General features: G+C 59.7%; 18 protein-coding genes. 5 read left to right on the top strand and 13 right to left on the bottom strand.

The window, feature by feature from the left end; genetic code table 11:
* Positions 1-61: 61 nt before the first annotated feature.
* Together AC07N8_RS21385 and AC07N8_RS21380 are read left to right on the top strand one after the other, a co-directional pair.
* Positions 62-1,858, top strand: coding sequence for an acyl-CoA dehydrogenase C-terminal domain-containing protein (locus AC07N8_RS21385; RefSeq protein ID WP_493145828.1), 1,797 nt, complete (start codon positions 62-64; stop codon positions 1,856-1,858).
* Between the two features lie 190 nt (positions 1,859-2,048).
* Positions 2,049-3,827, top strand: coding sequence for an acyl-CoA dehydrogenase C-terminal domain-containing protein (locus tag AC07N8_RS21380; protein WP_483843116.1), 1,779 nt, complete (start codon positions 2,049-2,051; stop codon positions 3,825-3,827).
* A 228-nt stretch (positions 3,828-4,055) separates the two neighbouring features.
* Here AC07N8_RS21380 and AC07N8_RS21375 read toward each other — a convergent pair whose 3' ends face one another.
* A complete protein-coding gene (locus AC07N8_RS21375) occupies positions 4,056-4,985 on the bottom strand; it encodes a LysR family transcriptional regulator (RefSeq protein WP_483843115.1) in 930 nt (309 codons plus the stop codon).
* A gap of 169 nt (positions 4,986-5,154) precedes the next feature.
* Here AC07N8_RS21375 and AC07N8_RS21370 point away from each other — a divergent pair, with 169 nt between their 5' ends.
* On the top strand, positions 5,155-6,390 hold the full coding sequence (locus AC07N8_RS21370; RefSeq protein ID WP_493145829.1) for an aspartate aminotransferase family protein: 1,236 nt from the start codon (positions 5,155-5,157) through the stop codon (positions 6,388-6,390).
* Between the two features lie 205 nt (positions 6,391-6,595).
* Positions 6,596-6,754: a YqaE/Pmp3 family membrane protein gene (locus tag AC07N8_RS21365; protein WP_007904205.1), complete on the top strand. Its 159-nt coding sequence runs from the start codon at positions 6,596-6,598 to the stop codon at positions 6,752-6,754.
* A gap of 133 nt (positions 6,755-6,887) precedes the next feature.
* On the opposite strand, the gene AC07N8_RS21360 is transcribed toward AC07N8_RS21365, so the two are convergent.
* The 10 genes from AC07N8_RS21360 to AC07N8_RS21315 form a co-directional block, all read right to left on the bottom strand.
* Positions 6,888-8,711 (bottom strand): S9 family peptidase, encoded by a 1,824-nt coding sequence (locus AC07N8_RS21360; protein WP_493145830.1) that lies wholly within the window; start codon positions 8,709-8,711, stop codon positions 6,888-6,890.
* Positions 8,677-9,831, bottom strand: a complete 1,155-nt coding sequence (gene pqqE / locus AC07N8_RS21355; protein ID WP_177327636.1) for a pyrroloquinoline quinone biosynthesis protein PqqE — start codon at positions 9,829-9,831, stop codon at positions 8,677-8,679. Before pqqE ends, AC07N8_RS21360 begins: the two co-directional genes overlap by 35 nt.
* Complete coding sequence (pqqD, locus tag AC07N8_RS21350) at positions 9,824-10,099, bottom strand: pyrroloquinoline quinone biosynthesis peptide chaperone PqqD (protein ID WP_493145831.1); 276 nt, start codon at positions 10,097-10,099, stop codon at positions 9,824-9,826. Before pqqD ends, pqqE begins: the two co-directional genes overlap by 8 nt.
* Positions 10,096-10,848 (bottom strand): pyrroloquinoline-quinone synthase PqqC, encoded by a 753-nt coding sequence (pqqC, locus tag AC07N8_RS21345; RefSeq protein WP_483843111.1) that lies wholly within the window; start codon positions 10,846-10,848, stop codon positions 10,096-10,098. The genes pqqD and pqqC overlap by 4 nt, the downstream gene beginning before the upstream one ends.
* A 128-nt stretch (positions 10,849-10,976) precedes the next feature.
* Entirely contained in the window at positions 10,977-11,888 is a 912-nt protein-coding gene (gene pqqB / locus AC07N8_RS21340; protein ID WP_483843110.1) for a pyrroloquinoline quinone biosynthesis protein PqqB, read from the bottom strand.
* A gap of 76 nt (positions 11,889-11,964) precedes the next feature.
* The gene (gene pqqA / locus AC07N8_RS21335) at positions 11,965-12,039 is read right to left on the bottom strand and encodes a pyrroloquinoline quinone precursor peptide PqqA (protein ID WP_009045898.1); all 75 of its coding nucleotides are present in this window, start codon (positions 12,037-12,039) and stop codon (positions 11,965-11,967) included.
* Positions 12,040-12,194: 155 nt separating this feature from the next.
* A complete protein-coding gene (gene pqqF / locus AC07N8_RS21330) occupies positions 12,195-14,612 on the bottom strand; it encodes a pyrroloquinoline quinone biosynthesis protein PqqF (protein ID WP_493145832.1) in 2,418 nt (805 codons plus the stop codon).
* A gap of 48 nt (positions 14,613-14,660) precedes the next feature.
* On the bottom strand, positions 14,661-15,455 hold the full coding sequence (locus AC07N8_RS21325; protein WP_493145833.1) for a carbon-nitrogen hydrolase family protein: 795 nt from the start codon (positions 15,453-15,455) through the stop codon (positions 14,661-14,663).
* A gap of 12 nt (positions 15,456-15,467) precedes the next feature.
* Complete coding sequence (locus AC07N8_RS21320) at positions 15,468-17,150, bottom strand: flavin monoamine oxidase family protein (RefSeq protein WP_493145834.1); 1,683 nt, start codon at positions 17,148-17,150, stop codon at positions 15,468-15,470.
* 231 nt (positions 17,151-17,381) lie between these two features.
* A complete protein-coding gene (locus AC07N8_RS21315; RefSeq protein ID WP_027926714.1) occupies positions 17,382-17,843 on the bottom strand; it encodes an Lrp/AsnC family transcriptional regulator in 462 nt (153 codons plus the stop codon).
* Between the two features lie 184 nt (positions 17,844-18,027).
* On the opposite strand from AC07N8_RS21315, the gene AC07N8_RS21310 reads away from it, so the two are divergent.
* Complete coding sequence (locus AC07N8_RS21310) at positions 18,028-20,382, top strand: glucose/quinate/shikimate family membrane-bound PQQ-dependent dehydrogenase (RefSeq protein ID WP_493145835.1); 2,355 nt, start codon at positions 18,028-18,030, stop codon at positions 20,380-20,382.
* A gap of 86 nt (positions 20,383-20,468) precedes the next feature.
* On the opposite strand, the gene AC07N8_RS21305 is transcribed toward AC07N8_RS21310, so the two are convergent.
* Together AC07N8_RS21305 and AC07N8_RS21300 are read right to left on the bottom strand one after the other, a co-directional pair.
* Complete coding sequence (locus AC07N8_RS21305) at positions 20,469-20,909, bottom strand: helix-turn-helix domain-containing protein (protein WP_483843105.1); 441 nt, start codon at positions 20,907-20,909, stop codon at positions 20,469-20,471.
* A gap of 4 nt (positions 20,910-20,913) precedes the next feature.
* On the bottom strand, positions 20,914-21,237 hold the full coding sequence (locus AC07N8_RS21300; protein ID WP_493145836.1) for a DUF4258 domain-containing protein: 324 nt from the start codon (positions 21,235-21,237) through the stop codon (positions 20,914-20,916).
* Between the last annotated feature and the right edge of the window lie 283 nt (positions 21,238-21,520).

The raw sequence follows: 21,520 nt of genomic DNA, 5'->3' as shown, positions 1-21,520 counted from the left end.
GTGATTGTGAGGCGTGGTGCCCGGCAGTAGGTTTGAAGCATCTGCTGACGGAGTAACGACCATGCCTGAGTACAAAGCTCCCCTGCGCGACATGCGCTTTCTGATCGACCACGTCTTCGACTTCCACAGCAACTACGCTGCGCTGGGCGCCACCGAGGCCAGCCCGGACATGATCAACGCCATCCTCGAAGAAGGCGCGAAGTTCTGTGAGAACGTTCTGGCCCCGTTGAATCGCAGCGGCGACGAAGAGGGCTGCCATTTCGACAATGGCGTGGTAACGACGCCTACAGGCTTCAAGCAAGCTTTCGCACAATACGTCGAGGGCGGCTGGCACGGTCTGGCGGCGGACCCCGCGTACGGCGGCCAGGGCTTGCCGAGTTCGTTGGGGCTGGTGATCAGCGAAATGGTCGGTTCCAGCAACACTTCCTGGGGCATGTACCCGGGCCTGACTCACGGCGCGATGTCGGCGATCCACGCCCACGGCACTGAAGAACAGAAAAACACCTACCTGAGCAAACTCACCGCGGGCCAATGGACCGGCACCATGTGCCTGACTGAAGCCCATTGCGGTACTGACCTGGGCATCATCAAGACCCGCGCCGTGCCTTCAGCCGATGGCAGCTACGCGATCTCCGGCAGCAAGATTTTCATCTCGGCCGGCGAGCACGACATGAGCGACAACATCATTCATCTGGTGCTGGCGAAATTGCCGGACGCGCCGGCCGGCACCCGCGGCATCTCGCTGTTTATCGTGCCTAAATTCCTGCCCGATACCGAGGGCGAGGCGGGCGAGCGCAATGGCGTTTCCTGCGGATCGATCGAACACAAAATGGGCATCAAGGCTTCGGCGACGTGCGTCCTGAACTTCGATGGCGCCAAGGGTTTCTTGATCGGGGAGCCGAACAAAGGCCTGAACTGCATGTTCACCATGATGAACCATGCGCGCCTCGGCACCGGGATGCAGGGATTGTGTCTGGGCGAAGCGAGCTTTCAAGGCGCGATCAAATACGCCAACGACCGCCTGCAAATGCGTTCGCTGACGGGCCCGAAAGCGCCAGAGAAAGCCGCCGACCCGATCATCGTCCATCCTGACGTGCGCCGGATGTTGCTCACCATGAAAGCCTTCAACGAAGGTAACCGCGCACTGACTTACTTCACCGCGCAGTTGCTGGACGTGGCGCATCTGAGTCCGGATGAAAGCGCGCGCCAGGATGCCGAAGACCTGCTGGCGTTCCTGACGCCAATCTGCAAAGCCTTCATGACCGATACCGGGCTGGAAGTGACCAACCACGGCATGCAGGTGTTTGGCGGGCATGGGTTCATTCGTGAATGGGGCATGGAGCAGTTGGTCCGCGACTGCCGGATCGCGCCAATCTACGAAGGCACCAACGGTATTCAGGCGCTGGATTTGCTCGGGCGCAAAGTGCTCGGCAGTCAGGGCAAGCTGCTGCGTGGTTTCACCAAGATCGTCCATAAGTTCTGTGCGGCGAACGCTGAACACCCGCAGCTCGGTAGCTACGTAGCGCAACTCAACACACTGAATCAGCAGTGGGGCGAACTGACCACCCAAGTCGGCATGGCCTCGATGAAGAATGCCGACGAAGTCGGCGCTGCGTCGGTGGATTACCTGATGTACAGCGGTTACATCATCCTCGGCTATCTATGGCTGCGCATGGCGCTGGTGGCTCAGGCGCAACTCGATGCGGGCAGCGGCGAGGCCGATTATTGCCAGGGCAAACTCGCGACCAACGAGTTTTACTTCAAGCGTTTGCTGCCGCGTACTGCCGCTCATCGGGCAGCCATCGAGGCGGGCAGTGATTGCCTGATGAAGCTGCCAGCGGAGTTGTTTGCGCTTTAGTCTTTTAAAATGAGTAACAAAGAAAGCTCGCGTCACTGCGGGCTTTTTTTATGACTAAATGGTCAGTGACCAATCATTACAAAACGGTCATGGGCTGACCCTATGTGTCGTAAAAGTTGTTGGGTTACACTCGGACCCAACGACTGCACCACTCCTACGAATCACCTGTTTAGATCTTGCGAGGTTTGCCATGGCTGACTACAAAGCGCCCCTGCGCGATATGCGCTTCGTTCTCAATGAAGTTTTCGAGGTCACCAAACTCTGGGCCGAGCTGCCCGCGTTGGCCGAGACCGTCGATGCGGAAACCGTCGAAGCCATTCTTGAAGAAGCCGGCAAGGTCACCAGCAAAAGCATCGCGCCCCTGAGCCGTGCAGCTGACGAAGAAGGTTGCCATTGGGCGGACGGTGCCGTCACCACGCCGGCAGGTTTCCCACAGGCATATCAGACTTACGCTGAAGGCGGTTGGGTCGGCGTGGGTGGTGATCCGACCTACGGCGGCATGGGCATGCCCAAGGCTGTTTCGGCTCAGGTCGAAGAAATGGTCAACTCCGCCAGCCTGTCGTTCGGTCTGTACCCGATGCTGACCGCCGGCGCCTGCCTGTCGATCAACGCCCACGCCAGTGACGAGCTGAAAGCCGCGTACCTGCCGAACATGTACGCCGGCGTCTGGGCCGGTTCGATGTGCCTGACCGAGCCACACGCCGGTACTGACCTGGGGATCATCCGCACCAAGGCTGAACCTCAGGCCGACGGTTCCTACAAAGTCAGCGGCACCAAGATCTTCATCACCGGTGGCGAGCACGACCTGACCGAAAACATCATTCACCTGGTGCTGGCCAAGCTGCCGGACGCGCCGGCCGGTCCGAAAGGTATTTCGCTGTTCCTGGTGCCGAAGTTCATGGTCAACGCCGACGGCAGCCTCGGCGCACGTAACCCGGCGAACTGCGGTTCGATCGAACACAAGATGGGCATCCAGGCGTCCGCGACCTGCGTGATGAACTTCGACGAAGCCATCGGTTACCTGGTCGGCGAGCCGAACAAGGGCCTGGCGGCGATGTTCACCATGATGAACTACGAGCGTCTGGGCGTCGGTATCCAGGGCCTCGCGACTGGCGAGCGCTCCTATCAAAACGCCGTTGAATACGCTCGCGACCGTCTGCAAAGCCGTTCGCCGACTGGCGCGCAGAACAAAGACAAAGTCGCCGACCCGATCATCGTCCACCCGGACGTGCGTCGCATGCTGCTGACCATGAAAGCCTCGAACGAAGGCGGTCGTGCGTTTTCGACTTACGTGGCCATGCAATTGGACACCGCCAAATTCAGCGAAGACGCGACCACCCGCAAACGCGCTGAAGACCTGGTGGCGTTGCTGACCCCGGTGGCCAAGGCGTTCCTGACTGACCTCGGTCTGGAAACCACGGTCCACGGCCAACAGGTGTTCGGCGGCCACGGTTACATCCGTGAGTGGGGCCAGGAACAACTGGTGCGCGACGTGCGCATCACGCAGATCTACGAAGGCACCAACGGCATTCAGGCGCTGGACCTGGTCGGGCGCAAGATCGTCGGCACCGGCGGGGCGTTCTACAACCTGTTCGCTGACGAGATCCGTCACTTCACCGCGACGGCCAGCGCCGATCTGGCCGAGTTCACCAAGCCGCTGAACGACGCCGTGACCACCCTCGACGAGCTGACCGCCTGGTTGCTCGACCGCGCGAAAAACAACCCGAATGAAATCGGCGCGGCATCGGTCGAGTACCTGCAAACCTTCGGTTACGTGGCGTACGCCTACATGTGGGCATTGATGGCCAAAGCCGCATTGGGTAAAGAAACACAGGACGATTTCTACGCCAGCAAGCTGGGCACGGCGCGCTTCTATTTCGCCCGTCTATTGCCACGCATTCACTCGTTGAGCGCGTCGGTGAAGGCCGGTAGCGAGTCCCTGTTCTTGCTGGATGCTGCGCAGTTCTGACAAACGTGACGTCATGTAAGCATTCTCTTACATGACGTGCTGCTGTTTTCCCATAGGCGTAGATTGGATCCACAGCTAATCTACTTCACATGGACGTCGCGCAGGAAGCGCAAAGCAACAACACGGACACGTAGGATTCTGCCAGGACGGCGGAGTGAAATGGATGTCAGGGAAACAGTCTGCAAAGCCCCGCTTCGGCGGGGTTTTCTTTTGCCCGCAGAAAAGTGCTCAGCTCAGTCCGTCGAGGGTTTTCGAGCGGTTCAAGCGTTCATCGGGCCCGTTCATCACTTCCTCCAACAGCGTGCGTAACAAGGCCAGCGAGGTCTGTTGCCGCTGTACATCCCGGCAGACCAATCCGACTTTCAGCGGCACTCGCGGCTCAGTCAGCGGTTTCCACAGCAGTTCGTTATTGCCGAGCGCCTTTTGCGAGCGTCCGGGCAGCACAGTCGCCAGTCGGGTATGTGGCAGGCTGTCGAGAATCCCCGCCATGTTGTTCAACTCCGCCTGTACCTGTGGGCGCCTGCCAAGGTTGGCCAGTTGCGTCTGCCAGATCTGTCGCACCTGGAACTCTTCTCCCAGCAACAGCATCGGCAACTCGGCGGCCTGACTCATGGAGACTTTCTTGAACTCTCGCAGCGGATGATCGGCGGGGATGACCAGGGTCAGTTCATCTTCGTACAGCATCACGCCATGCAACCCTGGCTGGCGCGGCGGCAGGTAGCTGATGCCGATGTCCAGCGAGCCGTTAAGCAGGCGTCGCTCGATTTCCAGCCCGGTCAGTTCGTAGATCTGCACCACCAGATGCGGTTGAGCCTTGCGTACCCGCTCAAGCATCTGCGGCACCAGGCTGGTGTGTACGGTTTGCAGTACACCGATGGCCAGTGTGCGCAACGCCTGTCCCTTGAAATTGCCCAATGCCTCGCGCGCCCGCTGCATGCCGTCGAGCAATGGCACTGCATGGTTGTACAAAGTATGAGCGGCCAGGGTGGGCAGCAGGCGTTTGCTGCTGCGCTCAAACAGGCTCACATCAAGGTTCTGTTCGAGGTGCCGGATCTGCTGGGACAACGCCGGTTGGGAGATTGAAAGCCGCTCGGCAGCCCGGCCGACGTGGCCTTCTTCGTAGACCGCGACGAAATAACGCAGTTGCTTGAAATCCATAAGGGATGCTTATCGAAAATGCTGGGAAATCGAAATGGCTCAAGGCCGTGCAAGCGCCTAGTCTAACCGCATTCACAAGGCTTACAGGGCCATAGAACGCGATGAATACCGTTTGCGCCGAAGGTGTTTACATAGGTAAGGCAAAAAATCTCAATCGAGGTTTTTCTGGATGAACCTGTTCAATTTGCGGCGTAATCCGCCGTGTCTTGATGACCTTGCTGTGGACACTTTCCAGCCGTCCCACCGCGACAACCTTTCCAGCGAGTACCTGATGCCCAGCGTCGAGCGGCCGAAACAGATTTTCGTGCGTGGCCAAGGCTCCTGGTTATGGGACAGCGATGACCGCGCTTACCTGGATTTCACGCAAGGTGGCGGGGTCAACAGCTTGGGGCACAGCCCCTCAGTATTGGTCCAGGCGATTTCGCAACAGGCTCAATCACTGATCAATCCCGGTTTTGCTGTGCACAATCGCGGCATGCTCAACCTTGCCGGGCGCCTCTGCACCGCCACTGGCAGTGATCAGGCGTACTTGCTCAACAGCGGCCGCGAAGCGTGTGACGCGGCAATCAAACTGGCGTGTCAGTGGGGCCAGCGCTATCGCGGTGGAGCTTCGCGCATCGTCGTTGCCGGCAACGGCTGCCTTGACCGTCGTTTCGGAACGAAGGCGGATTTGCACCCTGTTCCCTTCAATGATCTTGTGGCAATGCATGCAGCGGTCGACGCCCGGACCGTAGCAATCATGCTTGAACCGATCCAGAACGCGGCGGGAGTAATCCCGGCTACCGAGCATTACCTCAAGGGTGTGGAACGCTTATGTCGTGAGCTGGGGATTCTGCTGATTCTCGACGAAGTGCAAACCGGTATCGGGCGTTGCGGCACATTGCTCGCCGAACAGTCCTACGGCGTTCGGGCAGATATCGTCGTCCTCGGCGAAGGATTGGGCGGTGGCGTGCCGCTCGCTGCGTTGCTGGCGCGAGGCAAGGCCTGCTGTTTCGACGTGGGCGACCTGAGCGGTATTCATCACGGCAATGCCTTGATGACGGCGGCCGGGCTGGCGGTACTCGACAGCGTGCAGGACAAGGGGTTTCTCGAGCATGTCAGGGAAACCGGGCAGCACCTGCGTGAAGGCCTCGGGCGCCTGGCTCACCGGTATGGTCACGGCCAATTGCGTGGGCAAGGGCTGCTTTGGGGGCTGACGCTGTCGGACGATTCGGCCGACGCCGTGGTCAGTGCCGCGCTGTACGAAGGCCTGTTACTCAGCGCCCCGCAACCCGACTGCTTGCGCTTCACCCCCGCGCTGACAGTCAGCAACGCCAACATCGACGAAATGCTTCTGCGCCTGACCCGCGCCTTCTCCCGTGTGCGCACCGCACAATTGCAGTGCCGTAAAGGGATTGCGGTCTGACCGACCCTTTCCCACACAGATTCCAGAACCGTCTCGCGGTAATAACGCATCGCCCCACGTTTGATTCTTTCGCGTGGGGCGTTTTTTTGTGTGCAATGCACCGCGAAGTTTTGGCTGAAGGGGGGAAGGGACTGAACCCTGACGAACGGCACAGGTCGATTAACTGTAGGGCTCACACGAGCCACTTCCAATCAGGAGCTGCCCCATGGACTTTATTCGAATCATCATCGCCATTCTGTTGCCGCCATTGGGTGTGTTTCTGCAAGTCGGTTTCGCCGGCGCGTTCTGGCTGAATATTCTGCTGACGTTGTGCGGTTATATTCCGGGGATCGTGCATGCGGTTTACATCATCGCCAAGCGTTGAGTTTGGCGGCGTCAGGTAGATCGCTTTCGCGAGCAGGCTCGCTCCCACAGGGATTTCTGTACGCCTAAGATCCAATGTGGGAGCGAGCCTGCTCGCGAAGGTGGCGCCACAATTTCCGGATTGATCTCAGACTTCAGTCCACCAACGCCATCACCCGCCGATAAAACAACCACTCCTGCTCCAGCGCATGGGCCTGATTGCCGGCCTTGCGAAAGCCATGGCGTTCATCCGCGTAGTAATGCGCTTCAACCAGAATGCCGTTGTCCTGCAGCGCGTTAACCATGTCACGGGTCTGTTGCGGCACGACCACAGCGTCCAGTTCCCCTTGAAAGAAAATCACCGGCACGCTGATGTTGCCCGCATGCAGCAGCGGCGTTCGCGCGGCATAGCGCTCGGCGTCCTCCAAAGGATCGCCGATCAGCCAGTCCAGATAATCGCCTTCGAACTTGTGCGTTGCGCGTCCCAATGCCACGGGATCGCTGACGCCATACAAACTGGCGCCGGCGCGGAAAACTTTCTGAAATGCCAGCGCACACAGGGTCGTATAACCGCCGGCACTGCCGCCACGAATAAACGCTTTTTCACCGTCGATCAATCCACGGTCGGCGAGATGGGCGACCACTGCGCAGGCGTCTTCCACATCGACGTCGCCCCAGCTCAAATGCAGTGCCTGGCGATAGGCCCGGCCATAGCCGCTGCTGCCTCGGTAGTTGAGATCGGCCACGGCAAAGCCGCGTTGTGCCCAGTATTGAATACGCGGATCGAGCATCGGGTAGCACGCCGATGTGGGGCCGCCATGAATGAACACCACCAGTGGCGGCTTTGCATCCCCGGTCATCGCTGGATAGAAGAAACCGTGGGCTTCACCTGAACCGCTCGGGTAGCGCAGGGTTTGCGGGACGCTGATCTGCGCGGCTGGTAACGGTGCAATCCCGCCGGCCAGTACCTGGACCCGCCGGTTGGAGCGGTCGATGGCGATCACCGCTGACGAACTGACTGGCGATGCGGCGATGCAGTAAATGAATCGCTCATCCAGCGCCAGATGGCGGAAGCGACTGTAGGCACCGGTGAAATCTTCGACGGTCTCACCGCAAAGACCCAGTCGGCCAAAACCCTCTTCGGTCCAACTGGCCAGGTAATCATCTTTACCCAAAGGCAACCAGGTGCAACCTCCGAGTTGCCAAGGCGCCGGCCCGTGATCCGCTGCGGCGCAGGGCAACGGGCGCAAACCGTCTGCAGATTCCACCCATGGCTGCCAAAAACCGCCACGGTCCGTCAGACAAAGCAGTCGACCGCTGTCATCGAATCGAGGCTGTTGCAGTGACTCCTGAATACCCTCGCCAGCCACGCAGCGCGGCGAGGCAAACCCGCCATCGTTTAGACGTTCGGTAACCATCAGCCGCGTCGCGGTCCAGGGCTGATCGGGGCGGCTCCACTCGATCCACGCGAGGCGTTGCGAGTCTGGGCTCAGGGTTGGCGCCGCGTAGAAGTCGGCACCTTCTGCCAGCAGATGACGCGTGCCGTCCTTCACATCAATCGCCACCAATCGATGCCGGTCGCGGTTTTCTTCAACCGCCAAAACCTGGCCGTGGGCGAATTGCAGATCGCCAAAACGGCACTCGCCCGACGTCAGCAACAAAGGCTCGCCTGTGAGCGATTGCCGATACAGCTGCTGGTCCGCCTCGTTGACGAACACTATCCCGTCATCGGTCAGGCAAAACGCGCCACCGCCGTATTCGTACACCCGACTGCGCACGCTGAAACCCGCGGGTGTCAGGCAATGTGCCTGGCCATCGCGCCAATGCCAGATCCGGCAGGCGCCGTCTTCAGGTCGGTACTCGTTCCAGAACAAGCCGTTGCGGCCGACCTGCAACTCGGCAAAGTCGACACCGGCAGCGACGGCTTTAGCCGCGCTGAAGGGCTCAGCTTTTTGCGATGAGGCGTGAGTTTCGTTCATTGCGAAAGGCCAGTTGTTCGATGGTCTGGGTCGCGTGCTCGGCTTCTTCGCGGGCCTTGAGGATCACGCCGTGATGTTCGGATTTGCTGCACACCGGGTCGGCATTGCTCGCATCGCCCGTGAGCATGAACGCCTGGCAGCGACAGCCGCCGAAGTCCTTTTCTTTCTCGTCGCAGGAGCGGCAGGGCTCGGGCATCCAGTCGTAACCGCGAAAACGATTGAAGCCGAACGAGTCGTACCAGATGTGCTGCATGCTGTGGTCGCGCACGTTGGGAAACTGCACCGGCATTTGCCGGGCGCCGTGGCAGGGCAGGGCGGTGCCGTCCGGCGTGACCGTCAGGAAGATGCTGCCCCAGCCATTCATGCAGGCTTTCGGGCGCTCTTCGTAATAGTCCGGCGTGACGAAAATCAGCTTGCACGGATGCCCTTCGGCTTCCAGCTTGGCGCGGTATTCATTGGTGATGCGTTCGGCGCGGACCAGTTGTTCCTTGGTCGGCAACAGGCCGACCCGGTTAAGCTGCGCCCAGCCGTAAAACTGGCAAGTGGCGAGTTCGACGAAGTCTGCTTCCAGTGCGATGCACAGCTCGATGATGCGGTCGATCTTGTCGATGTTGTGCCGATGGGTCACGAAATTCAGCACCATCGGATAGCCGTGAGCCTTCACCGCACGGGCCATTTCCAGCTTCTGTGCGAAGGCTTTTTTCGAGCCGGCCAGCAGGTTGTTCACCTGCTCATCGCTGGCCTGAAAGCTGATCTGGATGTGGTCCAGGCCGGCCTTCTTGAAATCACTGATTTTCTGCTCGGTCAGGCCAATGCCGGAGGTGATCAGATTGGTGTAGAAACCCAGCTTGCGCGCCTCGGCAATCAACTCGGCGAGGTCCTGGCGCACCAGCGGCTCACCACCGGAAAAGCCCAACTGCGCCGCGCCCATTTCCCGCGCTTCGCGGAACACCTTGATCCACTGCTCGGTGCTCAGCTCTTTGCCTTGCTCGGCGAAGTCCAGTGGATTGGAGCAGTACGGGCATTGCAGCGGGCAGCGGTAGGTCAGTTCGGCCAGCAACCACAGCGGCAGGCCGATTTCCGGTTTGGGCGGTAACGTGCCTGACGCAGAATCAGGCAAGTTCGATCCAGTGCTGAGCACGGGCGACCTCCATGAATTGCTCGATGTCTTCACCGAGCTCGGGCACGCCGGGGAACTGCGCGTCCAGTTCGGCAATGATCGAGGCGACATCGCGTTCGCCGTCGATCAAGCCGCCAATCAGCGCGGCGCTTTCATTGAGTTTGATCATGCCTTCCGGGTACAGCAGCACATGGCCTTTCTGCGCCGGTTCGTACTGGAAACGGTAGCCGGTACGCCAGATTGGGGTGTTGCTGCGGTCGAAACTCATAAGGTGATTCCTTTGTGCCAGACCCGTTGTTCGGTCACGCTGTGATACGGCGGGCGTTTCAGTTCGTAGGCCATGCTCATGGCATCGAGCATGCTCCAAAGAATGTCCAGTTTGAACTGGAGAATTTCCAGCATGCGCTCCTGGCCTTCCCGCGTCGTGTAATGCTGCAAAGTGATCGCCAGACCGTGTTCCACATCGCGCCGCGCCTGGCCCAGGCGAGTGCGGAAATACTCGTAGCCGGCCGGGTCGATCCACGGGTAGTGCTGCGGCCAGCTGTCGAGGCGCGATTGGTGGATCTGTGGCGCGAACAGTTCGGTCAGCGAACTGCTGGCGGCTTCCTGCCAACTGGCCCGGCGGGCGAAGTTGACGTAGGCATCGACGGCGAACCGCACGCCGGGCAGGACCAGTTCCTGGGAGCGCAGTTGATCCGGGTCGAGTCCAACCGCCTGGCCAAGCCGCAGCCAGGCTTCGATGCCGCCGTCTTCGCCGGGGGCGCCGTCGTGGTCGAGCAAACGCTGAATCCACTCGCGGCGGATTTCGCGGTCTGGGCAGTTGGCGAGGATCGCGGCGTCTTTCAGGGGGATGTTCACTTGATAGTAGAAGCGGTTGGCGACCCAGCCCTGGATCTGCTCGCGCGTCGCCCGACCGTCATACATCGCCACGTGGTAGGGGTGATGGATGTGGTAATAGGCGCCTTTGGCACGCAGGGCGGCCTCGAATTCGGCGGGGGACATTGGGGTGTCAGTCATTGCGGTTCTCCGGGGAACAACCGGTGGATTCTTTGGTGTCTGGTCTGACGCCTTCGCGAGCAGGCTCGCTCCCACATTGGAATGCGGTCCCCTTGTGGGAGCGAGCCTGCTCGCGAATTGGCTGTCAGCTACAACACAATACTCATGCCGTCATACGCCACTTCAACACCCCGCCGAACCAGCTCGGCACGTTCCGGCGAATCCTCATCCAGAATCGGATTGGTGTTGTTGATGTGGATAAGCACCTTGCGTTGCTCGGGCAATTGCTCCAGCACTTCCAGCATGCCGCCGGGACCGTTCTGCGCCAGATGGCCCATTTCCCGACCGGTGCGGGTGCCGACACCACGGCGCTGCATTTCGTCGTCGTCCCACATCGTGCCGTCCACCAGCAGGCAATCGCTGCCAGCCATGATCTCCAGCAGCGGCGCGTCGACCTTGCCCAGGCCCGGTGCGTAGAACAGCTTGCCGCCAGTGCTCAGGTCTTCAACGATCAGGCCGATGTTATCGCCGGGGTGCGGATCGAAGCGGTGTGGCGAATAGGGCGGGGCTGCGCTGCGCAGCGGCAGCGGGGTGAAACGCAGGTTCGGGCAGGCCGCAATGGTGAAACTGCGATCGAGCTCGATCCGGTTCCAGTCCAGCCCGCCGTTCCAGTGGGTCAGCATGGTGAACAGCGGAAAACCGGTGCTCAAATCTTCATGGACCATGTCAGTGCACCAGACCTGATGCGGACACCCTTCGCGCAGGCTGAGCAGGCCGGTGGTGTGATCGATCTGACTGTCCATCAGGATGATCGCGCTGATGCCGGTGTCGCGCAGGGCCCGACCCGGTTGCATCGGGGCGAAACTCTGGAGTTGGGCGCGAATGTCTGGCGAAGCGTTGCACAGCACCCAGTTCACGCCATCATCGGAAATGGCGATGGACGACTGGGTCCGCGCCTTGGCGTTCAGGCTGCCATCGCGAAAACCGGCGCAGTTCACGCAGTTGCAGTTCCACTGGGGGAAACCGCCGCCAGCGGCGGAACCTAGAATCTGGACAAACATGGCCGCTCCATCATTCGAAAACTGAAAATAAAAACGCCTCGGCGAGCCGAGGCGTTGGCACTGCGATACAAAAAGATTAGCGGCTTGCGAAGTACATGGTGACTTCAAAGCCGATACGCAGGTCGGTGTAAGCGGGTTTGGACCAGGACATGGGAGCGCTCCTTCAGGTGATGGGACAGTTGAGGTCTATACATATAGTCCACCTCCAGCCGGAGATGTTCAGATAGTTAGGTTGCTATGTTACTCAAAATTACAGCGCGGTTGCCCGTGAAACTTTGAGAAAGCTAATTGCAGCGCCTGTAATGATCATTTTGTCACTTGCCAAACCGCGCTCGGGCTTGGGCCGCTGGCCAGGCAGCGCCAGCCGCCGAGTGCTTGATTCAATCGCTTGGCAGCGTCCAATAGTGCATCGCGGTCGATCAACAGAATTGTTTCAGGCAGACGCTCCAGATAATCCGACGAGTGGCCAGCCAGTTTGCCCTGCCAGAGCAGTTCGGCTGCCTGAGGGACGGGAAGGGCGTTCAGGTCGAATTGCTCCGCCAAAGACTGACGGTGGGCGGTGAATGTCGCCTCGTCCAAGCCTTCGATCATTCCTGGCAAGTCGCTTAGAAACTGTTCGGTATGTTCCAGCAAACCTGCCGGTGCAACGCTCGGGGACTGCACGCCGAACAGAATCCCGGCCTGCCCATGGATCTGGCGCAGTGCGCTGAACACGGCATAGCCCAGTTGCAGCTCGACCCGCAGGCGCTGATAGAACGGCGTCTGGCACAGTTGGGCGAGCAGTCGCCAGGCGGCTTCGTCGGCGATGTCTTGCGTGGCGGTCGGACAGAACAGCAATAGCGCGTGTTCGCTGGAGTCGGTGTCGACAGTTGTCCACAGGCGCTGCGCGTTGATCGAGGGCGGCGAAGAGGGTTGATCCGCCACGCCGGGCACGCGGCTCAGCGCCAAACCCATCGCCGCTTGTGTCTGTGACGACAGGCCAACGGCCAAGCCTTCCCAGCGCGCGCTCGACCAAAGTTGCTGCAAGTCGCCTGAGTCAGCAGAGGGTTCAAGACAAAGACCAGGCAGCGCCTTCAGCAGTTGCTTGATCGGCATCAATGGGGCGCTTGGCGGTTCATCCTGTGAGCATCCGTGTGTTGTCAGCTCTTTCAAGGCGTGTTCGAGGACAGTTGGCATCGGTGCCTGTAGCCCCGTCATCTTCAACAGCCATTCATTGCCTGAAGCGCTGAAGGAAAAGTCGACACCCGCCTGACGCGCATCTTCGCGCAAGGGCTTCAACTGGTTCTCCAATGTCGACTGAAGACTGGCGAGAGGTGTGAAGTCGAGTTTCCAGCGCAGATAAATCACCCCTTCATCGGTGTTATCTGGCAGCACCGAACTAAATTGCATCGGGGAGTTTTCGCGCCGACTGCGTGAGCGGTCCTGGGCAAACGTGCGCAGGCCACGGTGTTTGCTGGTCTGCCCGCGAATCAGCCCGGCATTGGCCGCGGGCGCTTCGCTGCGTATAAACGGATTAGGCGTCGGCAGTTGCCATTCGCTGCTGAAGTTATCCACAGCACCGATTTTGTTCAGGATGTCTTTCAGCGCTACAACGCCCTGTTCGGATAACCCTGTTTCCAGTTGCTCGGCGTCCCACTGAGCCATTTGCAAGGCACCGCTGACCTGCTGCTGGCGTTGCACCAGGGCGGCGTATTCTTCGCGCAAGCCGGCCCAGTCTTGATGGGAGGCAAAAAAGCCCAGCCAGTCGAGAAGCGTTTGGCCAATCAGGCTTTTCGATTGAGAAGTGATGAACTGGACGTGCAGCAAGGCTTGCCCGGCGAATTGATACAGCGGCGCAGCTTTCAGGCTGTCCGCCAGGCCCCGTTCTCGCAGTGTCGCCACCAGTCCGCCAGGTTTCACGGCGTTCAGCCAATGGCACAGAAACGCCAGAGCCTCAGGCGATGACTCTGGTAACGCTTCGAACGCGAACAGAAGATCGAGCCGGCGCTCGCCAGCCTGTTGATAAGTTTTTTCCGACGAGTTCACCAGCGCTTCAGGTGCGTGTTGCGGGACTCGTTGCCCGACGGGAATCCCGGTGCCAAAACGCTGAGCCATCTCTCGTAACTCATCGAGAGTCTGCGGCCCGGCCAGGCTCAGGGTCATCTGCCCGGTCTGATAAAACCGCTGATGGAAATCCCTCAACGCTTGCTGAAACTCGGGCTGCTGCACTGGCAGGCTGTCGCGGTTGCCGGCATGAAACCCGCGCAAGGGATGCGTCGAAGAAAACCCATCGAACAACGCCAATTGCTGTTGCGCCAGCGCATCCTGCGACCAGGCGACGAATTCCGCGTGCAGCACTTCCCGTTCCCGCAACTGATCGTCCGGATTCATACGCGGATGAGCGAGCATGTCTGACAGATGCTCCAGCCCACCGGCAAACGCCTGAGGTGGCAGCTCGAAAAAGAAGTCGGTGGTGCGCTCACTGGTCCGCGCGTTGACCTGACCGCCATGACCCTGAACGTAGGCCATCAGCCCTTGCCCGGTCGGAAATCGCTCCGTCCCCAGAAACAGCAAATGCTCCAGAAAATGCGCCAGACCGGGCCGCGCCAGTGGCACATCGTGACTGCCCGCCGCAACACGCAGTACCGCCGCGCAGCGCTTCAAATTCGGGGCATGACGCAACGTCACCCGCAAGCCATTGGCCAGGGTTTCAGTGTGGGGGCGAGGGTGATTCAGCGCAGGCATGAGCACTTCCAGTACAGAGAAGCGCTAATGCTAGCGGATTACAGGGGATTAGCGCTTGTTAAGGTCGCCGTAAAGCTCGGGACGACGATCGATCAAGTAGCGATTGGCGGCCCGTGAGTCGGCCATCAATTGACGATCCAGTTCGCCGACAATCAGCGCTTCATCCAGGCCGGCCTGAGCGATGCGACTGCCATCCGGTGCGGCAATGCTGCTCTGGCCGCAGTAGTGGATCTCGCCTTCATGGCCGCAGTAATTGGCGTAGGCCACGTAGCACTGGTTTTCGAATGCACGGGCGCGGACGGTGACGTCGGCGACGAAGTCGAAGGGAATCATGTTCGCCGTTGGCACCAGGATCAGCTCGGCACCGGCCAGGGCCAGGCGCCGGGCATTTTCCGGGAACTCCATGTCGTAGCAAATCAGGAAGCCAAGTTTCCAGCCGTTGAGTTCCACCAGCGGAAAATCATCCTGCCCGGCGCTGAACATCGAGTGATCGAGGTCGCCGAACAAGTGCGTCTTGCGGTAGTTGCACAACCGCTCGCCGTGGGCGTCGATCAACTGCACGGCGTTGTAGATCTGCCCGTCCTCGGTGCGCTCCGGGTAGCCATACAAAATGGCAATCCCGGCGGTCTTGGCAATGCGCGCAATCTGCTGCGCCGACTCGCCGTTGTGCACCTCGGCGAGGACGCTGACCGCATCGACGCCGATGTTGTAGCCGGTCAGGAACATCTCCGGCACCACCAACAGGTCGGCGCCATTCGCTTCCTGGGCCAATTGCTGTAGGCGTTGCAGATTGCCGGCGACGTCCAGGGGCTGCGGTGGACATTGGTAAAGGGCTACGCGCATTTCGGATTCCTCTTACTCGGGCAGGGCGATCGGACCGATCTCGTTGAACACATCTCCTGGACCCGGGTTCTCGGCGTGAGTTTCACCGCCGAAGTGTTTCATGATGCCCCACACCGCGTTGAGCGAGGTCTGCACCGCGCCTTCAACCCAGGCCGGGGTCCACGAAACGTCGTCACCGGCGATGAAAATCCCGCGCTGCTCGGCCGGCATGTCGTCCTGCATGAAGTGCGCGTACATGCGCTGGTTGTAGCGGTAGTGGCCGGGCAGGGCGCCTTTGAAAGCACCGAGGAAATGCGGGTCGGCTTCCCACGACACGGTGATCGGATCGCCGATGATGCGCGCGGCGATGTCGACTTTCGGGTAGATCTTTTTCAACGCGTCCAACGCCAGTTTCACGCGTTTTTCCACCGGGTGCGGGAGCATTTTCAGCGCGTCGCTCATCCACGAGTACGACAGGCAAATCACGCCGGGCTTGTCGTCACCGTTATCGAACAGATAAGTGCCACGGGTCAGGCGGTCGGTGAGGGTCATGCTCATCAGGTCGCGGCCGGTTTCCGGATCCTTGTCCTTCCAGAACGGGCGGTCGACCATCACGAACGTCTTCGACGACTGCATATAGCGGGTGCGGTCGAGGGCCATCCACATCTTTTGCGAGAACAGGGTTTCGTCGCATTCGATCTGAGTGGTCAGCAGCCAGCTCTGGCACGTGGTGAGTACAGCGGCGTATTCGCGGGTGTCGCCATTGTTGTCGGTGACCGCAAAACGACCGTCAGCGGCGTGGGCGATTTTTTTGACCCCGGAGCGTGGCGCGCCTCGGTGCAAAGACTTGAGACTGGTGCCTTCGGGCCAGTGCACGCAGCGTTCCGGCACATGCCGCCAGATGCCTTGCGGGACTTGTTCGACGCCGCCGACGACCAGGTGCTGGTGATCATCGCAGTTGGTCATCACCACCCGGAAAATTTCCAGCATCGAGTTCGGGAAGTCAGAGTCCCAGCCGCCGGTGCCGAAGCCGACCTGGCCGAACACTTCGCGGTGATGGAACGAGAGTTTGGCGAAGGCTTTTGAGGTCGCGACGAAGTCGTAGAAAGTGCGGTCGTCCCAGAGCGGAACCAGGGTATTCCACAATTCTTTGAGGCGCGGCACGTCACGGTCACGGATCGCTTGCTGGATATCGGCGAACTGTGAACCGGCTTCCAGTGCATCCGCCCAGGCGTCAGCCACTTCCTGGAACAGTGCTGGAAGATCCGCCAGTTTCTGTGCGTAATGGGTTTTGCCTTCGATGTCGATCACCGTGCTGCCCGATGCGGGCGTCAGCGGGTTCGGAAAAGGCTTGGTCTGCAGGCCGAGTTTGTCGACGTAGTGATAAAACGCGGTAGACGATACCGGGAAGCGCATCCCGCCCAATTCGGCGACGATTCCATCGGTCCCGTTGAACGCCTGGGAGCGCAGGCGACCGCCCATCTTCGAGGCTTCGTAGACGACGGGTTTGAGGCCCATCTTCATCAACTCGTAGGCCGCCACCAAACCGGCGATGCCCGCGCCGACAATCGCTACTTCGGCACCGTGGTTGTGCGCAGGAATGCTGCCCAGGCCAGCCGGGTGTTCGATCCAGTCGTCGAAGGCGAAAGGAAAGTCCGGGCCGAAAATGGTGACTGGTTTCTTACCGTCTGCAGGATGGCGATTGTTCTTGTTCATGGCTGACCTTGCTGGCGACCCGACGCAGGATGCGCGTCTGAGTATAGGAAAAGATGGCAGCCATTCTAGTGAGCGTAGAACACGTTAATAAGACGCAATGTGTCGTCGTTTTGCCAATAAACCAATCAATATGACGATATATACCTGCTATCTGACAAAATCCGATCCCTGTGGGAGCGAGCCTGCTCGCGAAGAGGCGCGTTCAGTCGCCAAACAGCCCAAACCCGAACGCTAAACCGGCTGCCCCCGATCAATCTTGCTACTCAAAATAATCGACGTCGTCGTCTTCTCCACCCCATCGACACTGCCGATCTGATCCAGCAACTGATCCAGTTGCTCTGGCGAGTCAGTCCGCAGCCACGCCACATAATCAAATTCGCCACTCACCGCACACAACTGCTGAACCTGAGCCATCGCACTGAGCCGACGCAGCACTTCCTTGCCCGAGCGCGGTTGCACGGTAATCCCGACGTACGCCTGTAATCCGCCATCCACCACGCGCTGACCGAGTCGCACGCCATAACCGGTGATGACCCGGGTCTTTTCCAGGCGCGCCAATCGTGAGGTGACGGTCGTGCGCGCAATGCCCAATTGCCGGGCCAGCATGGCCACGCTCTCGCGGGCGTTGATCTGCAGGGCGGCGATCAACTGGCGATCTATCTCGTCAAGAACGGGTGGGCGTGTATCAGGCAAGGGGCGTCTCCAGTGGCGTGGAACAATGATTGAGCATGTTACAGGCTCGTTCGACACGACGCTTGTGGGCGATATTCGAACGAGTCTTTGTACCGTTCAGAACATTTATGACTGCGACAAATTGCCATAAGTAACTAGGTAGTACATCATTCTGCGCTTGTCACAAATGGGGAAAATTTCCGACATGAATAATTCTGGGGCTGCCGGCGGCGGCAAATGGCTGTTGCGCGGTCTGGGTGTGCTGATTGCCTTGATCGGGCTTGGCCTCGCAGCAGGCGGCGGTTATCTGATCGCGCTGGGTGGCAGCGCTTACTTCTTGCTGATGGGCTTGGCGATGCTGGTGTCCGGGCTGATGATTGCCCGATGCAAGCCCCAAGGCGCGTGGCTTTATGGCCTGGCGTTGATCCTGACCGCGATGTGGGCGGTGTGGGATGCCGGTTTCGACTACTGGCCGCTCGTCTCACGAGTGCTGACATTCGCCGTGATCGGTCTGGTCGTTGCGTTGATGTATCCGATGCTGGTGCGCGCTTCAGGCGCGACGGCGGGCCGCGGTGCCTATGGCCTGGCCGGTATCCTGGGCGTTGGTGTCGTCGCAACGATGGCCTACATGTTTGTGCCTACGCATGTGGTCAAGGCTTCCATCGAGCCGGCGGTAACGCCGGTGACGCCGGGCACTGAACAGAAAGACTGGGCGCATTGGGGCAACACCACCGCCGGCAATCGCTTTGCCGCGCTGGACCAGATCAACAAAGGCAACATCGACAAGCTGCAAGTCGCGTGGACCTTCCATACCGGCGACGTCCCGCAAAGCACCGGCGCCGGTGCTGAAGACCAGAACACCCCGCTGCAAATCGGTGACACGGTCTTCACCTGCACCGCCTACGGCAAAGTCTTCGCCCTGGACGCCGACACCGGCGCTCAGCGCTGGAAATTCGACCCGCAAGGCACCGCGCCGAACTGGCAGCGCTGCCGAGGCCTGGGGTATTCCGAAACGCCGCCGTCGTCGGATAACCAGCCAACAGCCTGTACGAAACGTCTGTTTCTGCCGACCGGCGATGCGCGTTTGATCGCCATCAATGCCGACACCGGCATGCCTTGCGAGGAATTTGGCAACCTCGGCACGGTCGACCTGACAACGGACATGGGCGAAGTGAAACCGGGCTATTACCAGCAAACCTCGACCCCGTTGGTCGCCGGTAACGTAGTGATTGTCGGCGGCCGCGTGGCTGATAACTACTCCACCGGCGAACCGCCAGGTGTGGTCCGCGCCTATGACGTGCGCAGTGGCGAACTGGTGTGGGCGTGGGATCCGGGAAATCCGAACACCACCAAACGCCCGCCTGCCGGGGAGACCTATACCCGTGGTACGCCGAACGTCTGGTCGGCCATGTCCTACGACGCCAGGCTCGGTCTGGTGTATTTGCCAACCGGCAACGCCACCCCGGACTTCTTCGGCGGCCAGCGCACGGCATTCGATGACAAATGGAACTCGTCCATCGTCGCTATCGACGTGAAGACCGGTCAGGTGCGCTGGCACTTCCAGACCACTCACCACGACCTCTGGGACTTCGACCTGCCAGCCCAGCCGCTGCTGTACGACGTGCCGGACGACAAGGGCGGCGTGCAGCCAGCCTTGGCGCAAGTGACCAAGCAGGGCGAGATCTTCCTGCTCAATCGCGAAACCGGTGTACCGATCGCCCGCGTCGAAGAGCGTCCGGTGCCGCAAGGCAATGTCCCCGGCGAACGCTATTCACCGACCCAGCCGTTCTCGGTGGACATGCCGTCAATCGGTAACAAGACGTTGACCGAGTCCGACATGTGGGGCGCCACGCCGTTCGATCAACTGATGTGCCGCATCCAGTTCAAAGGCATGCGCCACGAAGGCGTCTACACCCCGCCAGGGCTTGATCGCGCGTTGCAGTTCCCGGGCTCGCTGGGTGGCATGAACTGGGGCAGCGTTTCGGTGGACCCGAACACCCACTACATGTTCGTCAACGACATGCGCCTCGGCCTTGCCAACTACATGATCCCGCGCAACAAGATCGCCGCCGGGGCCAGTGGTATTGAAATGGGTGTGGTGCCGCAGGAAGGTACGCCGTTCGGTGCGATGCGCGAACGCTTCCTCTCGGCGGCCGGCATTCCGTGTCAGAAACCACCGTTTGGCACGATGTCCGCCATCGACCTCAAGACCCACAAACTGATGTGGCAAGTCCCGGTCGGCACCGTGCAAGACACTGGCCCGCTGGGGATCCGCATGCATTTGCCAATCCCGATTGGCATGCCGACGCTGGGCGCTTCGCTGGCGACCCAGTCGGGGCTGTTGTTCTTCGCCGGGACACAGGATTTCTACCTGCGTGCGTTCGATACCGGCAACGGCAATGAGATCTGGAAGGCGCGTTTGCCTGTGGGCAGTCAGTCGGGGCCGATGACGTACGTTTCGCCGAAAACCGGCAAGCAGTACATCCTGCTGACGGTGGGTGGTGCGCGTCAGTCGACGGATCGTGGGGATTATGTGATTGCGTATGCGTTGCCCAAGTAGGGGCTAATTGCGGGTACGAAAAAGCTGTGCCATTCGCACATCAAAAAGCCCGGCATTTTCGCCGGGCTTTTTCGCACCATTCATATTCAAGCGTATGCATTGCCTTGGTTATGCCATCCGCCTTCAAACTCCAGATTCAGTTTGTAGAGGTCGTGGTCCAATTTGTTGATGGTGTTGATAGCTGCCATCAAATCCGCTTCGCCAGTTTTGGCTTCGAGATAAAGGCCCCTCAAGTAGCGGTCGTTCACCATTGGGATTTTGTCGGTTTTTTCCCAGATCGCTACAGCCTGGCTCGTCAAACCAACGATCTCAGCGAGGCTTTCTTGAGACAGCCCAAGTTCTTTCCTGAGGAATCGGAACTCAGCCCCTGTCAACACAGCAGTCTTCTCGGCGATGGCCTTGCCGATGACGTCATGTAAGCCTTTCACATCGGTGATGGCGACGGACTCGCCATACGCGGTCTCTTTCACCACGAAGCCGTTGCTAAGCCATACATTTGGCAGGCCGCTCTCTACGTAGTGGTACATAAATTCATCCCTTCTTTTGTATCGTGGTCACTATGACGAGAAATGTCCCGTCGTCATTAACATCGATTGCGCCGACGACCTGGAGAGGTGACCCAGCTCTAAACCAGGAAATAGTAAACCTCCAATCACCCCCCTGTTGCTGGAACGGCCCTTCGGTGATCTGCCCCTTGCCCAGGCGGTCCATCACATCCGGCATGCTCACCCCTCGCTCAATCATCCTTGCCTTGGCATGCGGAGAGTAAAAGATGCGTTCCGATACCTCCGAAAGCCCACGTATTATTTCGAGAGCTTTCTTTTTTGGCAGTGGAAAAGGCAGTAGGAGGCTCATTGGGTTTCTATAGTATTTATAGGTTGAGTCATCCTAAAGTTCAAGGCTGGCTTGTCAAATTCCATTGTATGTCTGGGAATGACGCTACTGCGTTGGTAAGCCCACGTGGACACTTTGTAGGCGTGTAAGCTGCTTGTTGAAGAGAAAAGCTTGGGGGAGCCTGAACACCAGACACAAAAAAGCCGCGCATTTGCGCGGCTTTTTTATGGTTCTTCACGGATTACCGGGAAAGACGCTCTTGATCTTCATGAAAAAGAATTCGCTATCCCGGTAACCGTACGCC

The sequence above is a fragment of the Pseudomonas sp. GW821-FHT10C09 genome (assembly GCF_059415465.1).
This window is presented reverse-complemented; position numbering and strand designations above follow the sequence as displayed.

Coding starts and splice junctions, on each gene's coding strand:
- AC07N8_RS21380 (WP_483843116.1), top strand. CDS start 2,049: ATGGCTGACTACAAAGCGCCCCTGCGCGATATGCGCTTCGTTCTCAAT.
- AC07N8_RS21370 (WP_493145829.1), top strand. CDS start 5,155: ATGAACCTGTTCAATTTGCGGCGTAATCCGCCGTGTCTTGATGACCTT.
- AC07N8_RS21375 (WP_483843115.1), bottom strand. CDS start 4,985: ATGGATTTCAAGCAACTGCGTTATTTCGTCGCGGTCTACGAAGAAGGC.
- AC07N8_RS21310 (WP_493145835.1), top strand. CDS start 18,028: ATGAATAATTCTGGGGCTGCCGGCGGCGGCAAATGGCTGTTGCGCGGT.
- AC07N8_RS21320 (WP_493145834.1), bottom strand. CDS start 17,150: ATGAACAAGAACAATCGCCATCCTGCAGACGGTAAGAAACCAGTCACC.
- AC07N8_RS21325 (WP_493145833.1), bottom strand. CDS start 15,455: ATGCGCGTAGCCCTTTACCAATGTCCACCGCAGCCCCTGGACGTCGCC.
- pqqB (WP_483843110.1), bottom strand. CDS start 11,888: ATGTTTGTCCAGATTCTAGGTTCCGCCGCTGGCGGCGGTTTCCCCCAG.
- AC07N8_RS21300 (WP_493145836.1), bottom strand. CDS start 21,237: ATGAGCCTCCTACTGCCTTTTCCACTGCCAAAAAAGAAAGCTCTCGAA.
- AC07N8_RS21365 (WP_007904205.1), top strand. CDS start 6,596: ATGGACTTTATTCGAATCATCATCGCCATTCTGTTGCCGCCATTGGGT.
- AC07N8_RS21385 (WP_493145828.1), top strand. CDS start 62: ATGCCTGAGTACAAAGCTCCCCTGCGCGACATGCGCTTTCTGATCGAC.
- AC07N8_RS21360 (WP_493145830.1), bottom strand. CDS start 8,711: ATGAACGAAACTCACGCCTCATCGCAAAAAGCTGAGCCCTTCAGCGCG.
- AC07N8_RS21305 (WP_483843105.1), bottom strand. CDS start 20,909: ATGTACCACTACGTAGAGAGCGGCCTGCCAAATGTATGGCTTAGCAAC.
- pqqF (WP_493145832.1), bottom strand. CDS start 14,612: ATGCCTGCGCTGAATCACCCTCGCCCCCACACTGAAACCCTGGCCAAT.
- pqqC (WP_483843111.1), bottom strand. CDS start 10,848: ATGACTGACACCCCAATGTCCCCCGCCGAATTCGAGGCCGCCCTGCGT.
- pqqD (WP_493145831.1), bottom strand. CDS start 10,099: ATGAGTTTCGACCGCAGCAACACCCCAATCTGGCGTACCGGCTACCGT.